The organism is Bradyrhizobium sp. SZCCHNS1022, assembly GCF_032484835.1.
Taxonomy (GTDB): Bacteria; Pseudomonadota; Alphaproteobacteria; order Rhizobiales; family Xanthobacteraceae; genus Bradyrhizobium.
The window spans coordinates 1524132-1546970 of the sequence record NZ_JAUETT010000001.1; the positions used below are offsets into that span (position 1 = coordinate 1524132).

The window sequence follows — 22839 nt, forward strand, 5'->3', positions numbered from 1 at the left end:
GTGGGCCCGGTGCGAGCAAGCCTCGAGCCTCGTATGTCCAAAGTCAGCGATTTTTTAAAACTTCCACGCCCGGCAGCGGTTTCCCTTCCATCCATTCCAGGAAGGCGCCACCGGCCGTCGAAACATAGGTGAAATCATGCGCGACGCCGGCCTGGTTGAGCGCCGCCACGGTGTCGCCGCCGCCGGCGACCGAAATCAGCTTCTTGGCCTTGGTGCGCTCGGCCGCATGCTTGGCCGCGACCATGGTGCCGCGGTCGAACGGCGCAATCTCGAACGCGCCGAGCGGGCCGTTCCAGACCAGCGTCGCTGCATCGTCGATCGCGGCATGGATGCGGGCGGTCGATTGCGGGCCGACGTCGAGGATCATGCTGTCGGGCGGAATGGCATCGAGCCCATAGGCGAATGAGGGCGAATTGGCTTGGAAATGATAGGCCACTGTCGCGTCCACGGGGAGGATGATCGCGCAGTTCGCGGCTTCCGCCTTCTCCAGGATCTTCAGCGCGGTCGGCGCCAGGTCCTTCTCGGCCAGCGACTTGCCGATCTGCACGCCCTGCGCATGCAGGAAGGTGTTGGCCATGCCGCCGCCGATGACGAGCGCGTCGACCTTGGTGACGAGGTTTTCGAGCAGGTCGATCTTGGTCGAGACCTTGGCGCCACCGACGATCGCGATCACCGGCCGGGCAGGCGTGCCCAGCGCCTTCTCGAGCGCATCGAGCTCGGCCTGCATGGTGCGGCCGGCATAGGCCGGCAGCTTGTGGCCGAGACCTTCGGTCGAAGCGTGGGCGCGATGCGCGGCGGAGAAGGCGTCGTTGACCCAGATGTCGCCGAGCTTGGCGAGCTCCGCGACGAAGGCCGGATCGTTCTTCTCTTCCTCTTTGTGGAATCGGGTGTTCTCCAGGCACAGGATGTCGCCATCCTTCATCGCGGCGGTCGCTTTTGCGGCCGCCTCGCCGATACAGTCGTCGGCGAAGCCGACCGGACGCTTCACGACCTCCGCCAGAGCGGCTGCGACCGGCTTCAGCGACTCCTTCTCGTCGCGGCCCTTGGGGCGGCCGAAATGCGCGAGCAGAATCACCTTGCCACCTTTGTCGGAGAGCTCGGTGATGGTCGGTACGACGCGCTCCAGCCGCGTGGCGTCGCTGACGTGACCGTTGTCCATGGGAACGTTGAGGTCGACGCGCAGCAGCACGCGTTTGCCCTTCACGTCGACGTCGTCGAGGGTGCGGAATAGTTTCATGTCGAACATCTCCGTCCGTCTTGACCCGGCCATCCACGTCTTGCTTGCCTTGTGGCCAAGACGTGGATGCCCGGCACAAGGCCGGGCATGACGGTGAATGTAGTTACAGCAGCTTGCCCATCGCGACGGCGGTGTCGGCCATGCGGTTGGAGAAGCCCCACTCGTTGTCGTACCAGGACATCACGCGCACGAAGTTGCCGTTCTGCACCTTGGTCTGGTCCATGTGGAAGGTCGAGGAGTGCGGATCGTGGTTGAAGTCGATCGAGACGTTTGGCGCAGTGGTGTAGCCGAGAACGCCCTTCAGCTCCTGCTCGCTGGCGCGCTTCATCGCCTCGTTGATCTCCTTCGGATCGGTGTTGCGCTTGGCGACGATCTTCAGGTCGATCACGGAGACGTTCGGCGTCGGCACGCGCACCGAGACGCCGTCGAGCTTGCCTTTCAGCTCAGGGAGCACGAGGCCGATCGCCTTGGCGGCGCCGGTAGAGGTCGGGATCATCGACATCGCTGCGGCGCGGGCGCGGTAGAGGTCCTTGTGCAGCGTGTCGAGGGTCGGCTGGTCGCCGGTATAGGCGTGGATCGTGGTCATGAAGCCGGTCTCGATGCCGACGGTGTCGTTCAGCACCTTGGCGACCGGGGCGAGGCAGTTCGTGGTGCAGGAGCCGTTGGAGACGACCAGATGATCCTTGGTCAGGCTTTCATGATTAACGCCGTAGACGATGGTGGCGTCGGCGCCATCGGCCGGCGCCGAGACCAGCACGCGCTTGGCGCCGGCGGTCAGGTGCGCGGAGGCCTTCTCCTTGGCGGTGAAGATGCCGGTGCATTCCAGCGCGATGTCGACGCCGAGCTCCTTCCAGGGCAGCTTGGTGGGATCGCGCTCGGCGCTGACCTTGATCTTGCCGTTGCCGAGGCTGATCGAGTCGCCCTCGACGGTCACGGTGCCTGGGAAGCGGCCGTGCACGGAGTCGTAACGGAGCAGATGGGCATTGGTCTCGACCGGGCCGAGGTCGTTGATCCCGACCACTTCGATGTCCTTGCGGCCGGATTCTGCGATAGCGCGCAGGATATTACGGCCGATGCGGCCAAACCCGTTGATTGCGACCCGGACTGCCATCTTCGTCTCCTTCAATGACGTTTCTCACCCCTGCGAGAGGACCCATGCAGGCCCCACCAGGGTGTTTCGCGGTGTTAACGCCCGGTTCTGCCGGACGGGAGCGGATAGTATGGCTCTTTCGTAGTCCTTTTTTTGCGATCGCTCAACCGCCCCTTGCGGCCAATCTGGCCTTCCCCGGCTGGCGTGCCAGGGAACGTGGTGAACCGCGCCGAGATCCCGCTCGGCGCGCCCCCCTTTTTTTACGACAACCGCTTCACCGCGGCTTCGACCGCGGCCTCGGCGGTGATGCCGAAATGCTTGTAGAGCTCCTTGTAGGGGCCGCTTTCGCCGAACGAATGCATCCCGATGAATTCGCCGTCCTTGCCGATCACGGCATCCCAGCCCCAGCGCACCGCGGCCTCGATCGCGATCTTCACCGGTGCGTTACCGATGACGGCAGCGCGGGCTTCGGCCGGCTGCTCCAGCAGCAGTTCCAGCGAGGGCACCGAGACCACCCGCGCCGGAATGCCGCGCTCGGCGAGCTGCTTCTGGGCGGCGACCGCGATCTCGACCTCGGAGCCGGACGCGAACAGCGAGACCTTGGCTTCGCCCTGAGCCGCTACCAGCTCATAGCCGCCACGGCCGCACGGGTTGTCCGCCGGCGCATTGGTCCGCAGCTGCGGCAGGTTCTGCCGCGTCAGCGCCAGCACGGTCGGACCGTTGGTGCGGTTGAGCGCGAGCTCCCAGCATTCGGCGGTCTCGATCGCGTCGCAGGGCCGGAACACGCGCATGTTCGGGATCGCCCGCAGCGCCGCCAGATGCTCCACCGGCTGGTGCGTCGGGCCGTCCTCGCCGAGACCGATGGAGTCGTGGGTCATCACATAGACCACGCCCGCGCCCATCAGCGCCGCCAGCCGCATCGCCGGCCGCGCGTAGTCCGAGAACACCAGGAAGGTGGCGCCGTTCGGCGCGAAGCCGCCATGCAGGAAGATACCGTTCATGCACGCGGCCATGCCGTGCTCGCGGATGCCGTAATGGATGAAGCGGCCTTTCGGCGTCTTGGCCGAGAACGAGGTCGCCGACTTCGCCTTGTTGTTGTTGGAGCCGGTGAGGTCGGCACTGCCTGCGAGGAACTCCATCGGCATCGCGGCGGCGATCACCTCGATCGCGGCTTCCGAGGATTTGCGGGTGGCGATGTTGAGCGGATTTTCCAACAGCGCCTTCTTGTGGTCCTTCAGCGCCTTCGCCAGCGAAGCGGGGCGCTCGTGGCGCAGCCGGCGCTCGAACTCGGCGCGCTTGCGCGGGCCCATCTCGGCGAGCCGCCCGTCCCATTCGGCGCGCGCAGCGGCGCCGCGGGACCCGGCCTCGCGCCAAGCCTTCAGCACGTCTTCCGGCACGAAGAACGCCTCCTGCGAGATGCCGAGCTTCTCCTTGGCGCCCTTCAGCTCCTCAGGCCCGAGCGCCTCGCCATGCACCTTGGAGGTGCCGGCCTTGGTCGGCGCGCCGAAGCCGATCGTGGTCTTGCAGGCGATCAGCGACGGCTTGCTCGATTTCTGCGCGCGTTCGATCGCAGTTGCGATCGCAGCGGGATCATGGCCGTCGATCAGTTCGGCAGCCCAGCCGGCCGATTTGAAGCGCTTCACCTGGTCGACGGAATCGGCGATCGAGGTCGGTCCGTCGATCGAGATGCCGTTGTCATCATAGAGCACGATCAGCTTGTTCAGCTTCCAGTGCCCGGCCATCGCGATCGCTTCCTGCGAGATGCCTTCCATCAGATCGCCGTCGGAAGCCAGCACGTAAGTATGGTGATCGACGATCTTCTTGCCGTATTCGGCCTGCAGCATCTTTTCCGCGAGCGCCATGCCGACCGCCGTGGAAATGCCCTGGCCGAGCGGGCCGGTGGTGGTCTCGATGCCCTTGGTGCGGAAATTCTCCGGATGGCCCGGCGTCAGCGAATCGACCTGGCGGAACCGCTTGATCTGATCGAGCGTCATCTCCTCGTTGCCGGTCAGATAGAGCAGCGCGTAGAGCAGCATCGAGCCGTGGCCGGCGGAGAGCACGAAGCGGTCGCGGTCGGGCCAGGCCGGCGCCGCCGCATCGTATTTCAGGAAGCGCGTGAACAGCACTGTGGCGACGTCGGCCGCGCCCATCGGCAGGCCGGGATGGCCCGATTTGGCCTTCTCGACGGCATCCATCGCGAGCGCGCGGATGGCATTGGCCATGCGGGAATGATCGACCTGCGTCATGATGGAGATCCGTCTTGAAATGAGATGCCGTGTACGAGGAGCCCGCCGGTAACGGCGGATGGTGCGAGATTCCGGGCTGGATAGCACCTCGGTTCCGGGAGTGAAAGGCAATCAAACGCGGAAACCCGCGCCCCGTTCCGTGGTGGGCAGGCGCTATCCGGACAAATACGGGAAATCCGCTTAGCAGTGCATAGTTTTGCCGCAGCGTTGCGCTTTCCTCGCCCGGCACGTAAGTTTCTGCCCGTAAGCGCTTGCCGGACGGCGGCTTTTGACCCGCGGCGGGCGCTTCTCGAAGGGCCCGCGTCCGACCCATGAGTGATCATCTGAGTGATCATGCCGCCACGCTTCCCGGCCAGGCGGAACCTGCCGCTTTCGAGCTGGAAGCGGCGACCCGTCGCCTGATGGCGGCGCTGGACGCGCTGGAGAGTGCGGTGGAACGGCGCCGCGAGGCCGATCGCGATGAAGACGAGCTGGCGACACGGATCCAGGCGCTCGGCGCCGATCGTTCGCGGCTCGCCGATGAGCTCGACGGCTCCCTGATGAAGTCGCGCAAGCTCGAGCGCGCCAATCGCGAGATCGCCGAGCGGCTCGACACTGCGATCGGCACCATTCGCGCGGTGCTCAACGGTGGCGGAAGTCACGACGAGGATGCCGAGGAATGAGCCACATCAACGTCACCATCAACGGCCGCCAATATCGCATGGCGTGCGAGGAAGGCCAGGAACTGCGGCTGCTGAAGCTCGCCGAGAGCCTGGAAGCGCGCATCACCAATCTGCGCGGCAAGTTCGGCGAGATCGGCGACGCCCGGCTGACGGTGATGGCGGCGCTCACGGTGTGCGACGAACTGATCGACTCCAATCAGCGCGTGCGCGCGCTGGAGGAGGAGGTCGAAGGCCTGCGCAGCGTGCGCAACCAGGCTACCGACCGCGCCCGCGCGACCCAGACGGCCGTGGCGAAAGCGCTCAACGCCGCCGCCGAGCGCATCGAGAAAACGACGCAGGTTTTGAACCGCACCATCGGCGGCGGCGTCGCGATCGGGTGAGAGCCCGACGCGTACTAACAGGTGTCTAGCGCGACAGCGGTGTTATTTGCTCCGTCATTGCGAGCGAAGCAATCCAGGGTTACGCGAAGAATCTGGATTGCTTCGCTTCGCTAGCAATGACGCCGCAAAATCGAACTGGCACCAGGGGGCGGCCAGCTCGCCGAGGCTCAGCCCGACGAAGCCGAGCACGAACGCGCCGCCGATGCCGTGACGGCTGAAGCCGGAGTTCGCGCCGATCGCCGTGCCGAGGATCAGCATGCAGCCGGTTCGTGCCGCGTCGCGCCGCGGTTCCGTTGTGCCGCAGCGAAGGCGATCGCAACGCGAGGGCAATCAGTCGTGACGGCGGGTCTTGTGTCGCGCCGTCGACTGGGCCATCGCATTGCTTGCGTTGGCGCTGCTGCCGAACGGGTTGGGATCGCAATAGCCCGAGGCGCCCGAGGCCCGGGCCTGGCACTGCGCGAGGCTGGTGTAGCCGCAACCGCGCATGCCGCTGGTGCTCATCAGGCAGTAATCGTCGGCACGTGCGGCCGGCGCTGTGGCAGTGACGGATATGGCGGCGCAGGCGGCCGCGGCGGAGAGACGGATCGACCGGGAGATGATGGTCATGTGTGTACCCAGTGTTGGAGGAGGGGCATCGGGCGATGCTCCATGAGTCCAACTTGCCGGCGATCTGTTATTTTGATAATTCCGATGAAATCAAATAGCTTATTTGAAAAGGCCAAATAATGAGCCGCTTGGAGATCGGCGAGCTCGCTGCCTTCGCTGCGGTGGCGGAATCGATCAGCTTCACCCGCGCTGCGACTCAGCTCGGACTCTCGCCGCCGACCGTGAGCCAGACCATCCGTGCGCTTGAAGACCGGCTCGACGTTCGGTTGTTCAATCGCACGACGCGGAGTGTCGCGCTTACGGAAGCTGCCGAACGCCTGCTGCGCGAGGTGCAGCCGATCCTGCGCGCCGTCGATGACGCGCTCGAGAACGTCAATCTCTTCCGCGACAAGCCGATGGGAACGCTGCGCCTGGCCGTGGTCCGCGCTTTCGCATCTCGCGTGCTCGTTCCTCTCATCGAGCCGTTCCTGCTTGCCTATCCGGACATCCGTCTGGAACTCGCGGTCGACGATACCGAGAGCGACATCGTCAGGAATCGCTTCGATGCGGGTGTCCGGCTCGGCAGCATGGTCGAGCGCGACATGAAGATCGTCAGGGTCACCGACGACTTCCGGCTGTTCGCGGTTGCCGCGCCGGCCTATCTCGCGTCCCATCCCGCTCCGCTGCAGCCGCAGAACCTGCATGCTCACAACTGCATCCGCTATCGGCGCCCCGGTGACGGCGCGATACAACCATGGGCCTTCGCGAAAGGCCGTCAGCGCGTTGAGATTTCGGTGGAGGGGTCGCTCACGATCAACGACGTCGAATTGCAGCTGGATGCGGCTCTCGATGGCGTCGGGATCACCTATCTCCCTGAGCCGATCGTGAGCGGGCATGTCGCGACCGGCCGGCTGGTCCGAGTTCTGCACGGTTGGGAAGATCTGGTTCCCGGACTGTTTCTCTATCATCCGAGCCGCCGGCAGACGCCGGCGCCACTCCAGGTGTTTCTCCGCTTCGTCAAGGATTGGCGCAAGAAGCAGCCGGCATAGGGCACTCTCCTGAGTGCTGTGTCCATCTGTCCGCGGATGTCTCGGTGATCGCGGCCGCGCCAGGCGTTGATCACGCGCATCATCGTCTCGATACCTGCCTTGTCGTTCTGCAGAGTTGTAGGGTGCACAAAGGCGCGGAGCGCCGTGCCCACGGCCTATCGAGCTGGAAAAAATTGGTGGGCACGCCTCCGCCTTCGCCCTTCGGGCTACGGCGGACAAGTCGCTTTGTCCACCCTACCCGATTTGTTGCACGCGCGATCGAAACAAGCGGAACTCCATTTGGGCGTGCGAGTCTGCTAGAGCTTGAGCGCGCACCTGAAGCCGGAGCAGAGCATGTCAGCCAATCCGCCCCAATTCCCGTCCCGCCTTCTCGACCGCTACGCCCTCGTCACCGGGGCGCCGCAAGGCATCGGCCGTGCGGTCGCCATTCGCTTCGCGCAGGAGGGGGCGCATGTCGCCCTCAACTACATCGGTCCGCGCGCGGCGGCGGAAGACGCGCTGGCGCGGGTCCAGGCGGCCTCGGCCGCGCGCGGACATGAGAAGCGCGACCATGTCATCGTGCATGCCGATATCGGCGTCGAGGCCGATATCGACGCCATGTTCGAGACGCTGCTGTCGCGCTGGCCGCGGCTCGACTGCCTGGTCAACAATGCCGGCTTCCAGCGGGAGTCGCCGAGCGAGGCGCTGGACGTCGAAACCTATCGCAAGATCCTCGAGGTCAATCTCACCGGCGCCGTGCTCTGTGCGCGACATGCGCTGGCGCATTTCGTTGCGCGCGGCGAAGGAGGCAACATCATCAACACGTCGAGCGTCCATCAGATCATCCCGAAACCAGGCTATCTCGCTTATTCGATCTCAAAGAGCGCGATGGCGGGTCTCACCCGTACGCTGGCGCTCGAGTTCGCCGGCCGCGGCATTCGCGTCAACTCCGTCGGCCCGGGTGCCATCGACACGCCGATCAACGCGGCCTGGACCGACGATCCGGTCAAGCGCGCCGCTGTTGAATCCCACATCCCGATGGGGCGGGTCGGCACGGTGGAGGAGATTGCCGCCGTGTTCGCATTCCTTGCCTCGGACGAGGCGAGCTACATCACCGGCCAGACCCTCTATGCCTGCGGCGGCGTCTCGCTGTTTCCCGAATTCCGCGACAACTGGGCGAGTTAACTCTGCGGGGACAGTGCTACGACGGGCTTGATGAATGGCCTGAGGAGGCGCAATGTCGAGCCGGTTTCGTGATTGTGATCAGGGAACAATTCGTCGCGCTTAACGGGTCCGGCCAGTCGATGAACGTGGTGAGCAGGACATCGAACATCCGAGTCATCCTGTTGCTGGTGGCGATTGTCGTCAGCGGTAGCTTGGCGCCGCTCTATTTCAGCGACCTGTTCACACGCCATGATCAGCCGGCCCCCGTCGCGCCTTCGGCGAGCAACGACAGCGATGCTGCGAAGCCGCCGACTTCGCAGCAGGCCGCCCCCACGACCCTCGCCGGGGTGCAGAAACAGGCCAGCGATCTCGCCGCGACGCTGGGACCATCGCCATCTCCTTCGGCACCGGACGACGGCACCCCGTCGTTCGATGTCGTCAGTGTCGAGCCGACGGGCGAGGCCGTGGTCGCCGGCCGGGCGGCGCCCGGTGCGACGGTCGAGCTGTTGCGCAATGGCGAAGTGCATGATCGGGCGGTTGTGGGCAAGTCCGGACAGTTCGCGATGGTGCCGCGCCCGCTGCCACCCGGAACCTACGACTTGACCCTGCGCGCCAGGCAGCCGGACGGCAAGGAGATCGCGTCCAAGCAGAGCGTGGCAGTGGTGATCGATCCCACCAGCGAGCGCCAGAAATCTGCCGGCGAGCGGCCGATGGTGGCGCTGATGACCCCCGATAAGCCGACGGTCGTGTTATCGCGCCCGACCGGTCCGGCGGAGAGCGTGGCGGTGGAGACGGCCGACGTCGATGCCTCCGGCAAGCTCCAGGTGAGCGGCCGCGCGCATCCCGGCGCCGATGTCAGGCTCTATCTCAACGACAGCTTCATCGCGTCTGCGACGGCCGGCGCAGACGGGCGGGTTGCCATCACGATCAAGGAAGGCGTGGCGCCGGGCCGCTATCGTGTCAGGCTCGACGAGGTGGAGTCCGGATCTGGAAAAGTCCGCAGCCGCGCCGAGGTGCCGGTCACGGTGCCCGAGATGACGGCTGCGCTGTCGCCCCGGGAGCCTGCAGCGGCCGCGCCGGAGAAAGGTGCGGCGCGGCAGACGGCATCGGCCGACGCCTCCGGCACTGTCCCGCCGGATGAAGGCAATCCGTCGTCTGTGGTCGTATCCAAGATCGCCACCGTCACCGTGTCCCGCGGCGATAGTTTGTGGCATATCAGCCGGAAGGCGCTTGGCATCGGCGCGCATTACGCCGTCATCTACAAGGCTAACCGCGAGCAGATCCGAAATCCCGACCTCATCTATCCCGGCCAGGTCTTCGTGCTTCCAAAGCGGCCGTAATTACGCATAGGGGTCGATCAGCTTCTGGTGCTCGGCGCTGTGCCGAACGAGCATGTCGATGAAGGCCCGGACCTTGGCGGACAGGTGATGCCGGTGTGGGTAAACCGCATTCATCGACATCTCCACCGGCCGGTACTCGGGCAAAAGGCGCACCAGCCGTCCGGCTTCGAGATCGTCGCGCACCAGAAAGCCGGCCGCGAGCGCAATTCCGACGCCCTCGAGCGCTGCACGCCGCAAGGCCTCGCCGCTGCTCGATACGAGATTGCCGGACACGCGTACTGATGCCGGGTGCCCGTCCCGATCGACGAAGCGCCATTCGGTGCCGAACGGATAGTTGGCGTGACGGAAGCAGTTGCGTGCGCTCAACTCGTCCAGCGTTTGCAGCGGCCCATGCTTTTCCGTGTAGCCTGGCGAGCAGCACAGCACATGCCGCCAGGTCGCGAGGCTGCGGACGATCAGGCTGGAATCCGGCGGCGTCGTCAGCCGTAGCGCCACGTCGAAACCCTCCTCGATCAGATCGACACTGGTCTCGCCCATCATCAGCTCGACCTTGACGTCTGGATAGCTGGAGAGGAAGTGCGCCACCACCGGTGCGATGAACGGCACGATATGGGTCGCCGAATGGACCCGGAGGGTGCCGCGCGGGGTCGCGTGCAAGGCGCTCGCGATGTCGTCCGCCTGCTCGAGATCGGCGAGAATCTGCGCGGTGCGGTCGTAATAGGCCTTGCCGATCTCGGTGAGGCTCACCTTCCGGGTGGTCCGATTGAGCAGCCGGACGCCCAGGCGGTCCTCGAGCGCCTGCACATGGTTGCTGACCATGGTGGTCGACATGTTGAGGCGGCGCGCCGCGGCTGAAAAGCCGCCGGTTTCGACCACCCCGGCGAAGGCGGTCAGGCTGGCAAAGCGGTCCATGTCCGATCTCCGATTGTCCGCTCTGACCGGATAATCCTTTCAGATTTGGACGGATTATCACGAGCCGCAGGACATCGCATCTACAGCTGCAAAGGACGGCGCCTCTGTCACGCGCAGCGTCCGGAGCAAGCCATGTCAAATGTTGCCTATGTCTCTGAAGCAAAACAGAAAACGAGTCTCCGCCCATCGCGCACGGCGATCAAGCGGGCTGGGCTCGGGCTGCTGCTGGTGCTCGGCGCCGTTGCCGCCTCCCGTTACGGCTACGATTATCTGACCGTCGGGCGCTACCTGGAGTCGACCGACGACGCCTATGTGAAGGCGGATTCCACGATCATCTCGCCCAAAGTGTCCGGCTATATCGCCAAGGTGCTGGTCGGCGACAACGAGAAGGTCAGCGCCGGCCAGGTGCTGGCGCGGATCGACGATCGCGACTTCAAGACGGCGCTCGACCAGGCCCGCGCCGACGTCGCCGCGGCTGACGCCTCGGTCCATAACCTCGATGCGCAGCTGGAACTGCAGCAGCAGATCATCGCGCAGGGCAGCGCCGATGTCGCCGCCGCCGAGGCCAATCTGAAATTCGCGCAGGAGGAGCGCGCCCGCTACGACGATCTGATGAAGACCGGCTCCGGCACGGTGCAGCGGGCGCAGCAAACCGATGCCGCATTGCGCGCCGGCAACGCGCAAGCGCAGCGCGCGAAGTCGGGGCTCGCTGCCGCGCAGCGGCAGGTCGATGTGCTCACCACCGAACGCGCCAAGGCCGTGGCGCAGCTTGCCCGGGCCCGCGCGGTCGAGCAGCAGGCGTCGTTGAACCTCTCCTATACCGAGATCATTGCGCCGGTTGATGGCACGGTCGGCGCACGGTCGCTGCGTGTCGGCCAATATGTGCAGGCGGGCACGCAGCTGATGGCCGTGGTGCCGCTGGATGCGGTCTATGTGGTCGCCAATTTCAAGGAAACCCAGCTCACTTACGTGCGCGCCGGCCAGTCGGTCGAGATCAGCATCGACGGCTTCCGCGACCAGACCCTGCGCGGCCATGTCGACAGCCTGTCGCCGGCCAGCGGGCTCGAATTCGCGCTGCTTCCGCCGGACAATGCGACCGGCAATTTCACCAAGATCGTGCAGCGCGTGCCGGTGAAGATCGTGCTCGACGATCACGGCCTGACCGGCCTGTTGCGTCCGGGCATGTCGGCGGTGCCGACCGTCGATACCAAGGCCACCGTGCTCGCCGCGCGCGACGAAGCCAAGCGGCTGGCCGCCAACGCCATCCGGCCGCACGGCGGCTGATGTTCTTACGTCCCGCGAGCAAGAGCTGCTCGCGGGCAAAAGACTGGATCGCGTCGCTGCGCTCGCGATGACGAGAGTTGTGGGCGCATGACGGCGAACCCCGGCCGTCATTGCGAGCGAAGCGACGCAATCCAGACTTCATCCACGGACGAATCGTCCGAGATTTATCTTCCAGGAGGCGCCGATGAGCGCTCGTCATCCCTCAACTGCGGTGCAGTCCGCGGCTTCGGCCTCGCCAAATTCTCCGAGTTCAGCCGCTTCTGCGACCGTCTCAGCCAAGACCTGGATCGCGGTGATCGGCGCCACACTCGGCGCCTTCATGGCGGTGTTGAACATCCAGATCGTCAATGCCTCGCTCGCCGACATACAAGGCGCGATCGGCGCCGGTATCGACGACGGCGGCTGGATCTCGACCTCCTATCTGGTCGCCGAGATCGTCGTGATCCCCTTGAGCGGCTGGCTCGCCCAGGTGTTCTCGATCCGCCTCTATCTCTTGACCAATGCGATCCTGTTCCTGGTGCTGTCCGCGGCCTGCGCCCTGGCGCAGGACCTGCCGCAGATGATCGTGCTGCGCGCGGTGCAGGGCTTCACCGGCGGCGTTTTGATCCCCATGGCATTCACCTTGATCATCACATTGCTGCCGCGCGCCAAGCAGCCGGTGGGGCTCGCGCTGTTTGCGCTGTCCGCGACGTTCGCGCCGGCGATCGGCCCGACCATCGGCGGCTATCTGACCGAGAATTTCGGTTGGCAGTACATCTTCTATGTCAACCTGGCGCCGGGTGCGATCATGGTCGGCATGCTCTGGTATGCGCTGGAGCCCAAGCCGATGAAGCTTGCGCTGCTCCGCCAGGGCGACTGGCCGGGCATCGTCACCATGGCGATCGGCCTGTCGGCGCTGCAGACCGTGCTGGAGGAGGGCAACAAGGACGACTGGTTCGGCTCGCCCTTCATCGTCAAGCTCTCGGTCATTGCGACGCTCGCGCTGACGGCGTTTTTGCTTATCGAGCTCAGCGTCGAGAAGCCGCTGCTCAACCTGCGCCTGTTGTTCCGGCGCAATTTCGGCTTCGGCATCCTCTCCAACTTCCTGCTCGGCATTGCGCTGTACGGTTCGGTGTTCATCCTGCCGCAATATCTGTCGCGCATTCAGGGCTACAATGCCGAGCAGATCGGCATGGTCTTGGCGTGGACGGGGTTGCCGCAGCTCGTGCTGATCCCGTTGGTGCCGCAGCTGATGCAGCGCTTCGACGCGCGCGTCGTGATCGGAATCGGCTTCGTGCTGTTCGCCGGCTCCAACTTCATGAACATCTTCATGACCAACGATTACGCCGCCGACCAGCTGTTCTGGCCCAATGTCGTGCGCGCCATCGGGCAGGCGCTGGTGATGGCGCCGCTGTCGGCGGTTGCGACCGCCGGCATCGAGCCGGAGAACGCGGGCTCGGCCTCCGGCCTGTTCAACATGATGCGCAATCTCGGCGGTGCCGTCGGCATTGCTGTGCTGCAGACCGTGCTGACCAAGCGCGAACAGTATCATTCCAACGTGCTGATGCAGTCGGTCACCGTGTTCGAGCCGGCGACGCGGACGCGGCTCGATCAGCTCACACAGTATTTCGTCAATCATGGCATCGCCGACCGCACTGATGCCTCGCGCCGCGCCTTCGTCGCGATCGGCCACATCGTGCAGAAGCAGGCATTCATCCAGGCCTTCAGCGACACCTTCTTCCTGCTCGGCGCCGCCCTGATCGTGGCCCTGGTCGCGGCGATGTTCTTGAAGAAGCCCGGGCACGTCTCGGCGGGGGAAGCGCATTAGGAAGTGCTCGTAGCCCGCGTGAGCGAAGCGACACGCGGGACCGCCCGCGCGGCCCCCCGTATGTCGCTTCGCTCACCCGGGCTACATGACGGTGGCGCTTTGCTCCCCTTGCTTGCTGTGGACTCTAAGCGGAACAAGGTCGCGGTCATCGTTGATGTCTTGAGCCCACGAAGCGAGCGATAGGAAGACTGCCTGTTGCACGTACCAATGAGCTCCACATCTCCGCAGGCACCTTTGGATTGAGACAGCCAGAATAATAGAGGTGCTCATCTAGGTGTCCTTCCGACGACCACGTAATTCAATGGACGGGGCGTCGGTCGCGTATTCGAGGCAGAGAGCAGAGCCAGGTCGGACAAGTACATCTTGTCCTTGTTTCGGGCGGTAGCGTGCAAGACGCGAACGGAATGCCTCGAACTCGGATGGACTCACCTGAAAAGAGCGTTCTCCGGATACAGCAACATGGCTCTCGCCTTTGTAACTGCCTTTCCCATCACTCGATACGCTTACGGTGTAGACCGGACATGAACCAAGACAGGCCGTTGCATGATAGGTGATGGTCTCGGGTGGCGACGAGGCCGCCAGGACGGTAGTAAGTAGCAGCGCTTTCATGACCGCAGCCCCCCAAAGTTCCGCGCGGGCTCTTCACTTCCGCCAACGCGCCATTCAACGGTGACAGCTGTTTGTCTGCTCTTGGCTTAAACGCGATAGCCGGGCCATGGACAGCAGCGTAGGTTGGGCAAAGGCGTGTTCGTGACACATCCACGTTCCAGCACTCAAAGGTGCCGTGCCCACGTGTTGCTCATTAATACAGGCTCTGATTGTGGGCACGCGCGACCGAAAGTGGCGCTTTGCCCACCCTACGGTAGCTACAGATAGTCGACGGACTGCCCGGGCGGAACGTATCCATACACCCGGAAACCATCGTCCGTTGCAGATGGATCTTTTTGAGTGCGCTTCGAATCTTTTGGCGGTGAGATTTGTCGGTCGCGAATATATCCACGTATCGAATGTCATCGTATCCGCCCTCCTGAAAGTGATAAAACCAGTCGGCATCCGGCGGTGCGTAATATCCGTTGGTGCTCATGGTTCGATAAGTTGTTGCGGATTCGATCTCGAGCAGGGCAGTCCGAAATTCTCTCCATTTCGTGTTGTTCATCACGGGATGAAGTTCGGACATCCTTGCCTTGAAGGAGGGGCAGTCGCCTCCATGGCATGATGATCGTTCAGGCCGGTGTCTAAGATCGTCACGCCTGAATTCTTGCCAAGGCGTTTGCGCCGAACTCTCGCCAAACCGCGCTCCACGCAATAGCGGATCACCGGAGCCAGCTTCTTGCCGTTGATCATCAGCATCCCGCTCTGCAGAGCGGGACGTTCGGCATTCACGCTGCGCAAGAACTCCATAGCTCGCATGTGCTTTTTTTGCTTATCTTTGCTCACGTGCCGATGTCCTGGCTCTCCATGCGCTGTGTCCACGCAATCCTCATCAATATAGCCTGTAATCGTGGGCACGCGCCACCGAAGGTGGCGCTTTGCCCACCCTACGGCAGCTTTACGCGATAATGTCGGAAGAGAAGCTGCGGCGCTCGCCCTCACGGCTTCAGATAGCTCCAGCCGCTTTCCTGCAGTTCGATCAGCCGGATGGCGCCTGATGGCACCAGGCTCGCCTCGGGCACGATGGCGATGGGGTGCCCCTCGCGCTTCTCCATGCCCATCTTGGTGATGTTGCAGGCGGAGAATCTGATGCGGGACGGGAAGCTGAGCTCGGCAATCTGCTTGATCCGGTCTTTGACCGGCGAGGTATCGTCGCGCAGCATGTTCAGCCCAGGACCGTAGGCGACGAGCTCGATCTCGACCTCTTCACCTTTGTCCTTGTATGTTTCCATGATGTTGGTGGCGTTGTTCAACGCGAGGTTCATCACGGCCGGATCGTTCTGATCGACCTGGATGGCCACCCGATGGGGTTTGGCGTCGGCGGCGAGGGCGGGGCTGAGGGCCGCGACCAGAAGGGCGCAGGCGGCCGTGAGCGTCTGGAGGACGGAGCGCATGCCATATCTCCATGGTGGGGCAGAGCGTGGACGGGTCATTGTTGTACGATGTCGTATCGGTAAATCTCAGCCGACCCGCGTTGTTACGGCTAGGGCCGAAGATCTTCAATGGAGGGATCGCGTCCTTTCGGGCTGCGCACCACGTCGATGTCGGTTTGCTGCGTGCATGTCCGCCATGCGCGAATTGCCCGTCGTGCCAACGTGTCGCACGCTACGCGCCTTGTCGTGTCGGGCAAATCAGGACGATCTTTGGTGCGTCCCGTGCTCATGAGAGGGGCGCTTCGCGATCGTCACGAACGTTGGGCGCGGGATGCGGTGGACGTCCTCATATCCGGCGCTATTGCGCAAGACGACTGATATGGCGGCGGACGCGAAATCGCGTGGTCCTGGCATCCCGGTGCTGGTGCCAAGGTCGTTCGGCTTGTCGAGTCCAGCGGCCGACGGGGGCAAGAACGCCGGTCCCCGAGGAGAGCGCGTATAAGCGTTAAAACCATCGCACAGGGAAGGCCGGTTGTCCGGTCCGGACCTGTGGTTCTGCCGCGTGCATTCTTCTGCACGCGAACCGCGGGTGCGGCCAGCACCCGGCCTTCCCCATAGGCGTTAAGTTTATGCTTGAGTGTTGGAATCCGCCGTGATTCGAACAGGGGATGGCAGACGAATCGCTCCTGAACGAGGACTGGACGAGAGTGGTTGCGCAGCTGGGCGGGGCTGCGCAGCTCGAGAAAACTGCGCGCCAGACGAAGGCCTTCGCGCGTCGGCGGCAGATTCCAGATGCGGTGACGTTACTTCGGCTGATGCTGGCCTATTGTTTGGGTGAAAGAGGGCTGAGATCGACAGCCGCATGGGCGGCTTCTGTTGGCCTTGCCGACCTCACCAGCGTGGCGTTGTTCTATCGGCTGCGTCAATGTGGTGATTGGTTTGCGGTGCTGGTGGAGGGCTTGCTCGCTGCGGCAGCTCCGAAGGCGAGCCAAGGCCGCCTGATCCGCATCATCGATGCGACGACAGTGCCTCAGGCGGGACCGGCTGCGCGCAAGAACAGTGAGCTTTGGCGCGTTCATAGCGCATTTGATCTGCCCTATGAGCGCTTTGGTCACTTCGAGCTGACAGATCAGCAAGAGGGCGAAACGTTTGACCGGATACCAGTGGTCAAGAACGAGATCCGCATTGCTGACCGCGCTTATCTGCAACCTGACCGCATTGCGGCCGTCCGCGAAGCCGGGGCCGACGTTTTGATCCGAGCGGGCTGGAAGAACGCACGTTGGCTTGACGCCAAAGGCCTTCCGTTCGATCTGATGGCCCAATTGCGTGCCGCGAAGGCGCGCGGACTGGTCGATCGGGAGATTTGGATCAAGCGCAAGGGCGGCGCGCCTCTGGCTATGCGTCTGGTCGCAATCAAGAAGCCCACCGGTGCGGCTGCTGCTTCTCGGCGTAAAGCCCGGCAAGACGCAAAAGATGAAAACCGCATCATCTCCAAAGAAACTTTGGAGGCTGCGGATTGGGTCATTCTGATCACGTCGCTCGCGCGGGACGAGTTCTCCACCAAAGATGTGCTTGCGCTCTATCGATTGCGATGGCGGATCGAGCTTGGGTTCAAGCGACTGAAGAGTCTGATTGGCCTCAAGACGCCGCCAGGAACCGATCCGCGCTCTGCCAAGCCCTACCTGCTGGCCCACCTCCTGATCATCCTGTTGCTCGAGCCGCTTGCCAGCGACTTCGAGGACTCTCCCCACTGGACGCAGGCCGCTTAACGACGCCTGGCGCTTGGCGGGTCCTGCAGCAGCTCGTTGCATCCTTGCTGCAAGCAATCATTCCACAACCAACCATCCGTTGCTTGCGCCGCAGAAAACGCGCGTTGGGGCGCCACCTTCGCGAGCCTCCTCGAAAACGCAAGTATCAATCGATGCTCGCGCTACCTTAACGCCTATGCGGCCTTCCCTGTGCCCTCTTCCCAGGAAGAGGGTGACGAATTGCAAAGCTCGGGCGCAAATTGCGTCGCGAGAGTGTCGATGCGTGTGCTCTGATCGCCGTTTGAAATGTGAAGCCGTCCACGAAAATCTTCCAACTTGTGGGCACAGACTGGCCGGCCGCCGCTGGCGAAGCGGCGAGGTCGTTGTTACATTGGGTCGGCGAAGCTGTGGCGCGCGTCAGGAGCCATATATCCCCGGGGCCTTATCGATCCTTTAGGGAACTGTCCCTGGCCGGGTCCGTGGATCCGGACATATGGTGCCCACCTACTTTCGTAGGGAACTCCGGGATCGAGCGCTTCAACGGCGTCCGCGGCTTCGCGCTTTCCTTCCCGTGCTCCCTTCAGTTGCTGATCCCCTGCGTTTCTGCGAGGTTCGATCGCCCGCTTTGGGCTTCCAGCGGAGATAACGTTGCATGCCGTCGAAGGCGGCTCAGCATTCCAAGCAGGAGTTGCGCGCCGCAGCGCTCGCGGCGCGGGACGCGTTGAGCAACGAGGAGCGGACGGCCGCGGCGCAGACGATCGCGGCGCGGGGACTGCCCTTTGCCATTCAGCCCGGCACGGTGGTCTCGGGCTATGCGCCGATCCGGAGCGAGTTCGATCCGATGCCGCTGATGCTCAAGCTTGCGGAAGAGGGCGCCCGGCTCGCGCTGCCGGCGATCACGGCTCGGGGACACGCGCTGCTATTCCGGGCCTGGGCGCCGGGCGACCGTCTGGTGCTCGGCTCGCTCGGCATCACCGAGCCGTCGCCGGCCGCAGCCGAACTCGCGCCTGACGTGATGCTGGTGCCGCTCGCCGCCTTCGATCGCTTGGGCCATCGCATCGGCTATGGCGGCGGCTACTACGATTACACCTTTTCGCATCTGCGGAAGGCAAAGCACGTGATCGGAGTCGGCCTTGCCTTTGCCGTGCAGGAAATCCCGCTGGTGCCGGCACTAGCCCACGACGAGGCGCTGGATTATGTGCTAACCGAAGCTCAGACATTCGACTTCCGGAGCACATAGATTTGCGAATTCTCTTTGTCGGCGATGTGGTCGGCCGGGCCGGCCGCACCGCCGTCTCGGACCATCTGCCTGGTTTGATCCGCGCCTGGGCGCTCGATCTGGTCGTCGTCAACGGCGAGAACGCCGCCGGCGGCTTCGGCATCACCGAAGCGATCTATCAGGAGCTGTGCGACGCCGGCGCCGATGCGATCACGCTCGGCAATCACGCCTGGGACCAGCGCGAGGCGTTGGTGTTCATCGAGCGCGCCCCGCGCTTGGTGCGTCCGACCAATTTTCCGCGCGGCACGCCGGGCCGTGGGGCCGCCTTGGTCGAAACCAAGACCGGCGCCCGCGCGCTGGTGGTCAATGCGATCGGGCGCGTGTTCATGACGCCGTTCGATGATCCCTTCGCCGGGATCGGCGCCCAGCTCGATGCCTGTCCCTTGCGCGAGGCGGCCGATGCAATCGTGGTCGACGTGCATTGCGAAGCGAGCAGCGAGAAGCAGGCGCTCGGCTATTTTTGCGATGGACGCGCGAGCCTGGTCGTTGGCACCCACACCCATGTTCCGACGGCCGATCACCAGATCCTGCCGGGCGGCACGGCCTATATGACCGACGCCGGCATGACCGGCGATTATGACTCGGTGATCGGGATGCAGAAGGACGAGCCGCTGCGCCGCTTCACCTCGGGCATTCCCTCGGCTCGGTTCGAGCCTGCGGCGGGAGCGGCGACGCTGAGCGGCGTCGCCGTCGAGACCGACGATGCGACCGGGCTTGCGGTGAAGGTGGCGCCGGTGCGGATCGGCGGCCGGCTCTCTCCGGCAGCGCCGGAGTTCTGGGGGAGCTGATCAGCTCTGCCGGAAGCCCATGCGGAAGGCGCCCCAATGCCGTCCCTTGACGAAGATCGGGGCCGACAGATCCTTCATCAGCACGAACTGGCCGCCGCCCATGTCGCGCCGATAGGTCTGCAGCAGGAACGGCCGCTTGCTCTCGGCGACCTTTTTGACTGCGCGATCACTGAATAGCCGGCGGTTGCGGCAGTTCGCGTTGTTCCAGACCGGGTCGGAGCCTTGCGGCAGGCGGTAGTTCGGATTGTGGGTCGGCAGGTAGCCGCCCTTGGCCCAGGCGACGCAGAACACGATCCGCGGATCTGATTTCTGGATCGGGTCCTGGATGGCCGGCAAGATCCGATCGGTGAATTCGACATAGTCGGTCAGGTACTGCTTGGGATCGGTGCCGAGAATTTCACGGTAGTTCTCGTCCATCAGCTGCGCCACCGTGATCTCGCCGCGCTCCACCGCCGCATCGAACGCGCTTGAGATCACCTTCGCGGTTTCGACCACGGTGCGGATCAGCGGTGCATCCGCGGTCTCGACGCCGCTTTCGGCGATCAATGCGATCAAGCCTTCCGACAGGTCGAGCAATTTGGCGATCCGGCTGTCGGCCTGCTTCAATTCGATCGAGGACCGATCGACGCCCTTGGCGAGTTCGGCGAGCTCGGTGATGACCATGTCGCAATGCGCGAGATTGGAGGTCGCGGCGCGCGCGACCCCGTCGATCTCCTGGCCGACATGGGTGAAGCCGTTCTGCACCCGCGCGATGATGTCCTCGATCCGCTGGGCGCCGTCGCCGGCATTTTTGGCGCGCGAGGACGCCTCCCCGCTCTCCCCGAGCAGGCCCTTGATCTGGCCATCGAGCCCGCGCAGCGTATCGCCGATCTGCTGCGTCGCCTGGCGGGTCGCTTCGGCCAGGCTCTTCACCTCGCTGGCGACCACGGCGAAGCCGCGCCCGGCATTGCCGGCCCTGGCCGCCTCGATGGTGGCGTTCAACGCGAGCAGGTTGGTCTGCTTCGCAATCGCCTCGATCGAAACCGAGACTTTTGCGACCTGCGACAGCGCCGAGCCGACCGCTCCGAGCCGGTTCTCGATCCGGTCCACCGCCTCGATCAGCTCCGAGATGTGCTTCACCGCGGTCTCGACCACCGTGCGCGACTGCGTGATCTCGCCGACAGCGGCGGAAGCTGCCGTCTGCACCGCCTGGGACGCCGTGGCGATGTCGTGATTGGCGGCGACCATGGTCTGCGCCGTGTTCTGCAGATGGCCGAAGCGCTCCGACTGGTGGGCGACGCGGCTTGCGACCTCCTGGACGTTGCCGGCGACGTCGGCAAGCTCGACGCCGAGCCCGCCGATGCGGTTGGCGAGCTCGTCGATCAGGCGTTCGGCGCCGGAGGATGCGTCCGCAGTTTCCAGGAACACGCGCTGCGCGAGCGACATCGTAAGGCTCCGTCAGAATGAAGTGAAAAATACGGCTGGTCTTTTCGCACTCATAATTTGTAAGCCGTCCGGAAGCCGCCCCAATGGCGGCCACGGACACGGATCGGCACGTCGATCTCGCGCATCATCACGGTGTTGCCGTTGCCCATGTCGCGCGCGTAGCTCTGAATCAGATAAGGCCGCTCGTTGCGGCCGGCGGCAAGGCCGGCGGCATCGTTGAAGATGCGGCGGTTGCGGCTGTTGGCGGTGTTGAAGGCGACATCGCCCGGCCGCTGCGGATGCGAGTAGATCTTGTTGTGGACCGGCAGATAGCCGTTGCGGTCGATGGCGACGCAAAACGCCATTCGCGGGTCCTTGGCCAGGAAGGCTTCCTGGAACAGCGGCAAGGCGCGGTCGGCCCAGTCGAGAATCCTGGTGCGGTGCTGCTGCGGGTTGGTGCCGGGGATTTCGACATAGTCGGCGTCGAACATGTCATCCATCGAGAGCTCGCCGCGGGCGACCGCGCTCTCGAACATCCTGGTCAGCTCGGTCCCGGCCTCCATCGCGCGCGCGACGAATTCGTTGTTCTCCTCGCGGAGCGCCCACAGCTTGTCTTCGACCTTTTCGCGCAGATCGGGCGTGTTCGCCTCGAACCGCGCCTGCGCGCCGGCCTTTGTCTGCTCGGTTATACGCAGTGTGCAGGGACCCACGTCTTCCAAGACTCCGCCGAAGCGCTCGTTGACGGCGAGTCGGCTTGCATCGGGCCCGGTGATCAGGATGCCGTCATTGCCGATCTCGTAGACCGGCGCAGTGATTGTACGTCCGGAGAGCTTGATCTCGACCTTGAGATGGCAGGGCAGGCGCTGGCTCGACAGCTTGTCCTCGCCTTGCCCTTGGCGCAGCAGCACCGCAGCGCGGGCCTTCAGTTTCTGCGCATACATGGTGACGGCCTTGCCCGCGCTGCTGACGCGCTCGCCGTAGCTTTCGGCCTGCTTGGTCGCCCCCTCGATCTCGGATGCGCTGTCGACCACGGAGGCGATGAAGCCCGACGCCTGGGTGGCGTTGTCGGAGATCTCGCCGGTGGTCTGGTTCTGCTCGGCGACTGCGCCGTCGACATTGGCAAATACCGGCCGGATCGCCTCGATGGCCTGCGCGATCCGGTGCACGGCGTCGGCCGAGCCGTTCGCGTCCTTCTGCAGTGCCTCGATCTTCTTGGTGATCTCCTCCGTCGCATTCTGCGTCTGCACCGCCAGCGCCTTGACCTCGGTGGCGACCACGGCAAAACCGCGGCCCGCTTCGCCGGCACGGGCCGCCTCGATGGTGGAGTTGAGCGCCAGCAGCGTGGTCTGGCGGGCGATCTGCGCGATCAGGTTGACGACATTGCCGATCGCAGCCGAGGACTCCCGCAGGCGGTCGACATTGGCCCTGGCTTCCTGGGCGGCAGCGCTCGCCTGATCGGCGAGCGCGCCGGCGCCGCGGACCTGGGTGCCGATGTCGTGCGCCGACCGGGTGACCTTCTCCGCGGCTTCAGCGAAAGTTGCCGCGGTCCCTTGCGCGGCGCTGCTGCGTTGGGTCAGTGCATCGGCGCGCGTGCGGATATCGGTGAGGGTGCTGGCGGTGGCCTCGGCGCCGCTCGCCACCGAATTTGCGGCGCGTTCGAGCTGGCGGATCATGCCGCCGAGTTCCAGCTCCAGGAGTTCGAGGATTGCCTTGGCCGATTCGGCCTCAGCCTGGCCACGCGAGTCCAGCGCTGGGGCTGCCGGCGGTGCCATGATTTCCTCCACCGGTGCAGCGCGCTTCGGCGCGCCTCTTCCGAACCACGCGAACGGCATCGGGGCTCTCTTGTATGCATTGACGGCTG

The 22839-nt window shown here is 64.4% G+C and carries 22 protein-coding genes and 1 other RNA gene; 11 read left to right on the forward strand and 12 right to left on the reverse strand.

Annotated elements, in window-relative coordinates; all coding sequences use genetic code 11:
* Window positions 1-43 precede the first annotated feature (43 nt).
* The 3 genes from QX071_RS06835 to tkt all read right to left on the reverse strand — a co-directional run bounded on the left by QX071_RS06835 (window position 44) and on the right by tkt (window position 4573).
* The gene (locus tag QX071_RS06835) at window positions 44-1237 is read right to left on the reverse strand and encodes a phosphoglycerate kinase (RefSeq protein ID WP_315701649.1); all 1194 of its coding nucleotides are present in this window, start codon (window positions 1235-1237) and stop codon (window positions 44-46) included.
* Between the two features lie 103 nt (window positions 1238-1340).
* Window positions 1341-2348 (reverse strand): type I glyceraldehyde-3-phosphate dehydrogenase, encoded by a 1008-nt coding sequence (gene gap, locus QX071_RS06840; protein WP_315701648.1) that lies wholly within the window; start codon window positions 2346-2348, stop codon window positions 1341-1343.
* 239 nt (window positions 2349-2587) lie between these two features.
* The gene (gene tkt / locus QX071_RS06845; protein ID WP_315701647.1) at window positions 2588-4573 is read right to left on the reverse strand and encodes a transketolase; all 1986 of its coding nucleotides are present in this window, start codon (window positions 4571-4573) and stop codon (window positions 2588-2590) included.
* A gap of 323 nt (window positions 4574-4896) precedes the next feature.
* On the opposite strand from tkt, the gene QX071_RS06850 reads away from it, so the two are divergent.
* Window positions 4897-5235 (forward strand): DUF4164 domain-containing protein, encoded by a 339-nt coding sequence (locus QX071_RS06850; protein ID WP_315703104.1) that lies wholly within the window; start codon window positions 4897-4899, stop codon window positions 5233-5235.
* Entirely contained in the window at window positions 5232-5615 is a 384-nt protein-coding gene (locus tag QX071_RS06855; protein ID WP_315701646.1) for a cell division protein ZapA, read from the forward strand. The genes QX071_RS06850 and QX071_RS06855 overlap by 4 nt, the downstream gene beginning before the upstream one ends.
* 54 nt (window positions 5616-5669) lie before the next feature.
* On the opposite strand, the gene QX071_RS06860 is transcribed toward QX071_RS06855, so the two are convergent.
* Both QX071_RS06860 and QX071_RS06865 read right to left on the reverse strand, forming a co-directional pair.
* Entirely contained in the window at window positions 5670-5873 is a 204-nt protein-coding gene (locus QX071_RS06860) for a hypothetical protein (RefSeq protein WP_315701645.1), read from the reverse strand.
* Window positions 5874-5945: 72 nt separating this feature from the next.
* Window positions 5946-6221 carry a DUF3551 domain-containing protein gene (locus tag QX071_RS06865; RefSeq protein WP_315701644.1) on the reverse strand — a complete coding sequence of 92 codons (276 nt, stop codon included), beginning with the start codon at window positions 6219-6221 and terminating at the stop codon, window positions 5946-5948.
* Window positions 6222-6340: 119 nt separating this feature from the next.
* On the opposite strand from QX071_RS06865, the gene QX071_RS06870 reads away from it, so the two are divergent.
* The 3 genes from QX071_RS06870 to QX071_RS06880 all read left to right on the forward strand — a co-directional run bounded on the left by QX071_RS06870 (window position 6341) and on the right by QX071_RS06880 (window position 9732).
* A complete protein-coding gene (locus QX071_RS06870) occupies window positions 6341-7249 on the forward strand; it encodes a LysR family transcriptional regulator (protein ID WP_315701643.1) in 909 nt (302 codons plus the stop codon).
* A gap of 333 nt (window positions 7250-7582) precedes the next feature.
* A complete protein-coding gene (locus QX071_RS06875; protein ID WP_315701642.1) occupies window positions 7583-8413 on the forward strand; it encodes an SDR family oxidoreductase in 831 nt (276 codons plus the stop codon).
* 68 nt (window positions 8414-8481) lie between these two features.
* Complete coding sequence (locus QX071_RS06880) at window positions 8482-9732, forward strand: LysM peptidoglycan-binding domain-containing protein (protein ID WP_315701641.1); 1251 nt, start codon at window positions 8482-8484, stop codon at window positions 9730-9732.
* On the opposite strand, the gene QX071_RS06885 is transcribed toward QX071_RS06880, so the two are convergent.
* Window positions 9733-10644 carry a LysR family transcriptional regulator gene (locus QX071_RS06885; RefSeq protein WP_315701640.1) on the reverse strand — a complete coding sequence of 304 codons (912 nt, stop codon included), beginning with the start codon at window positions 10642-10644 and terminating at the stop codon, window positions 9733-9735.
* A gap of 132 nt (window positions 10645-10776) precedes the next feature.
* Between QX071_RS06885 and QX071_RS06890 the strand changes: the two genes are divergently transcribed.
* The gene (locus QX071_RS06890) at window positions 10777-11928 is read left to right on the forward strand and encodes an HlyD family secretion protein (RefSeq protein ID WP_315701639.1); all 1152 of its coding nucleotides are present in this window, start codon (window positions 10777-10779) and stop codon (window positions 11926-11928) included.
* A 184-nt stretch (window positions 11929-12112) separates the two neighbouring features.
* Window positions 12113-13735: an MDR family MFS transporter gene (locus QX071_RS06895; RefSeq protein WP_315701638.1), complete on the forward strand. Its 1623-nt coding sequence runs from the start codon at window positions 12113-12115 to the stop codon at window positions 13733-13735.
* 270 nt (window positions 13736-14005) lie between these two features.
* On the opposite strand, the gene QX071_RS34015 is transcribed toward QX071_RS06895, so the two are convergent.
* From QX071_RS34015 to QX071_RS06910, 4 genes are all read right to left on the reverse strand, one after another.
* Window positions 14006-14344 carry a DUF6438 domain-containing protein gene (locus QX071_RS34015; RefSeq protein ID WP_409977524.1) on the reverse strand — a complete coding sequence of 113 codons (339 nt, stop codon included), beginning with the start codon at window positions 14342-14344 and terminating at the stop codon, window positions 14006-14008.
* A gap of 193 nt (window positions 14345-14537) precedes the next feature.
* The gene (locus tag QX071_RS06900) at window positions 14538-14912 is read right to left on the reverse strand and encodes a DUF6678 family protein (RefSeq protein ID WP_315759775.1); all 375 of its coding nucleotides are present in this window, start codon (window positions 14910-14912) and stop codon (window positions 14538-14540) included.
* On the reverse strand, window positions 14891-15172 hold the full coding sequence (locus QX071_RS06905; protein ID WP_315701637.1) for a hypothetical protein: 282 nt from the start codon (window positions 15170-15172) through the stop codon (window positions 14891-14893). Before QX071_RS06905 ends, QX071_RS06900 begins: the two co-directional genes overlap by 22 nt.
* 152 nt (window positions 15173-15324) lie before the next feature.
* Window positions 15325-15780: a DsrE family protein gene (locus QX071_RS06910; protein ID WP_315701636.1), complete on the reverse strand. Its 456-nt coding sequence runs from the start codon at window positions 15778-15780 to the stop codon at window positions 15325-15327.
* Between the two features lie 647 nt (window positions 15781-16427).
* Here QX071_RS06910 and QX071_RS06915 point away from each other — a divergent pair.
* From QX071_RS06915 to QX071_RS06930, 4 genes are all read left to right on the forward strand, one after another.
* Window positions 16428-17528, forward strand: a complete 1101-nt coding sequence (locus tag QX071_RS06915; RefSeq protein ID WP_315701243.1) for an IS4 family transposase — start codon at window positions 16428-16430, stop codon at window positions 17526-17528.
* A 378-nt stretch (window positions 17529-17906) separates the two neighbouring features.
* A non-coding RNA gene (ssrS, locus tag QX071_RS06920) (6S RNA) lies at window positions 17907-18067 on the forward strand.
* Between the two features lie 92 nt (window positions 18068-18159).
* Window positions 18160-18747 (forward strand): 5-formyltetrahydrofolate cyclo-ligase, encoded by a 588-nt coding sequence (locus QX071_RS06925; protein ID WP_315701635.1) that lies wholly within the window; start codon window positions 18160-18162, stop codon window positions 18745-18747.
* A 2-nt stretch (window positions 18748-18749) separates the two neighbouring features.
* The gene (locus tag QX071_RS06930) at window positions 18750-19574 is read left to right on the forward strand and encodes a TIGR00282 family metallophosphoesterase (RefSeq protein WP_315701634.1); all 825 of its coding nucleotides are present in this window, start codon (window positions 18750-18752) and stop codon (window positions 19572-19574) included.
* Here QX071_RS06930 and QX071_RS06935 read toward each other — a convergent pair whose 3' ends face one another.
* Together QX071_RS06935 and QX071_RS06940 are read right to left on the reverse strand one after the other, a co-directional pair.
* Window positions 19575-20999 carry a methyl-accepting chemotaxis protein gene (locus QX071_RS06935; RefSeq protein WP_315701633.1) on the reverse strand — a complete coding sequence of 475 codons (1425 nt, stop codon included), beginning with the start codon at window positions 20997-20999 and terminating at the stop codon, window positions 19575-19577.
* A gap of 50 nt (window positions 21000-21049) precedes the next feature.
* On the reverse strand, window positions 21050-22750 hold the full coding sequence (locus QX071_RS06940; protein WP_315701632.1) for a methyl-accepting chemotaxis protein: 1701 nt from the start codon (window positions 22748-22750) through the stop codon (window positions 21050-21052).
* Window positions 22751-22839: the final 89 nt, after the last annotated feature.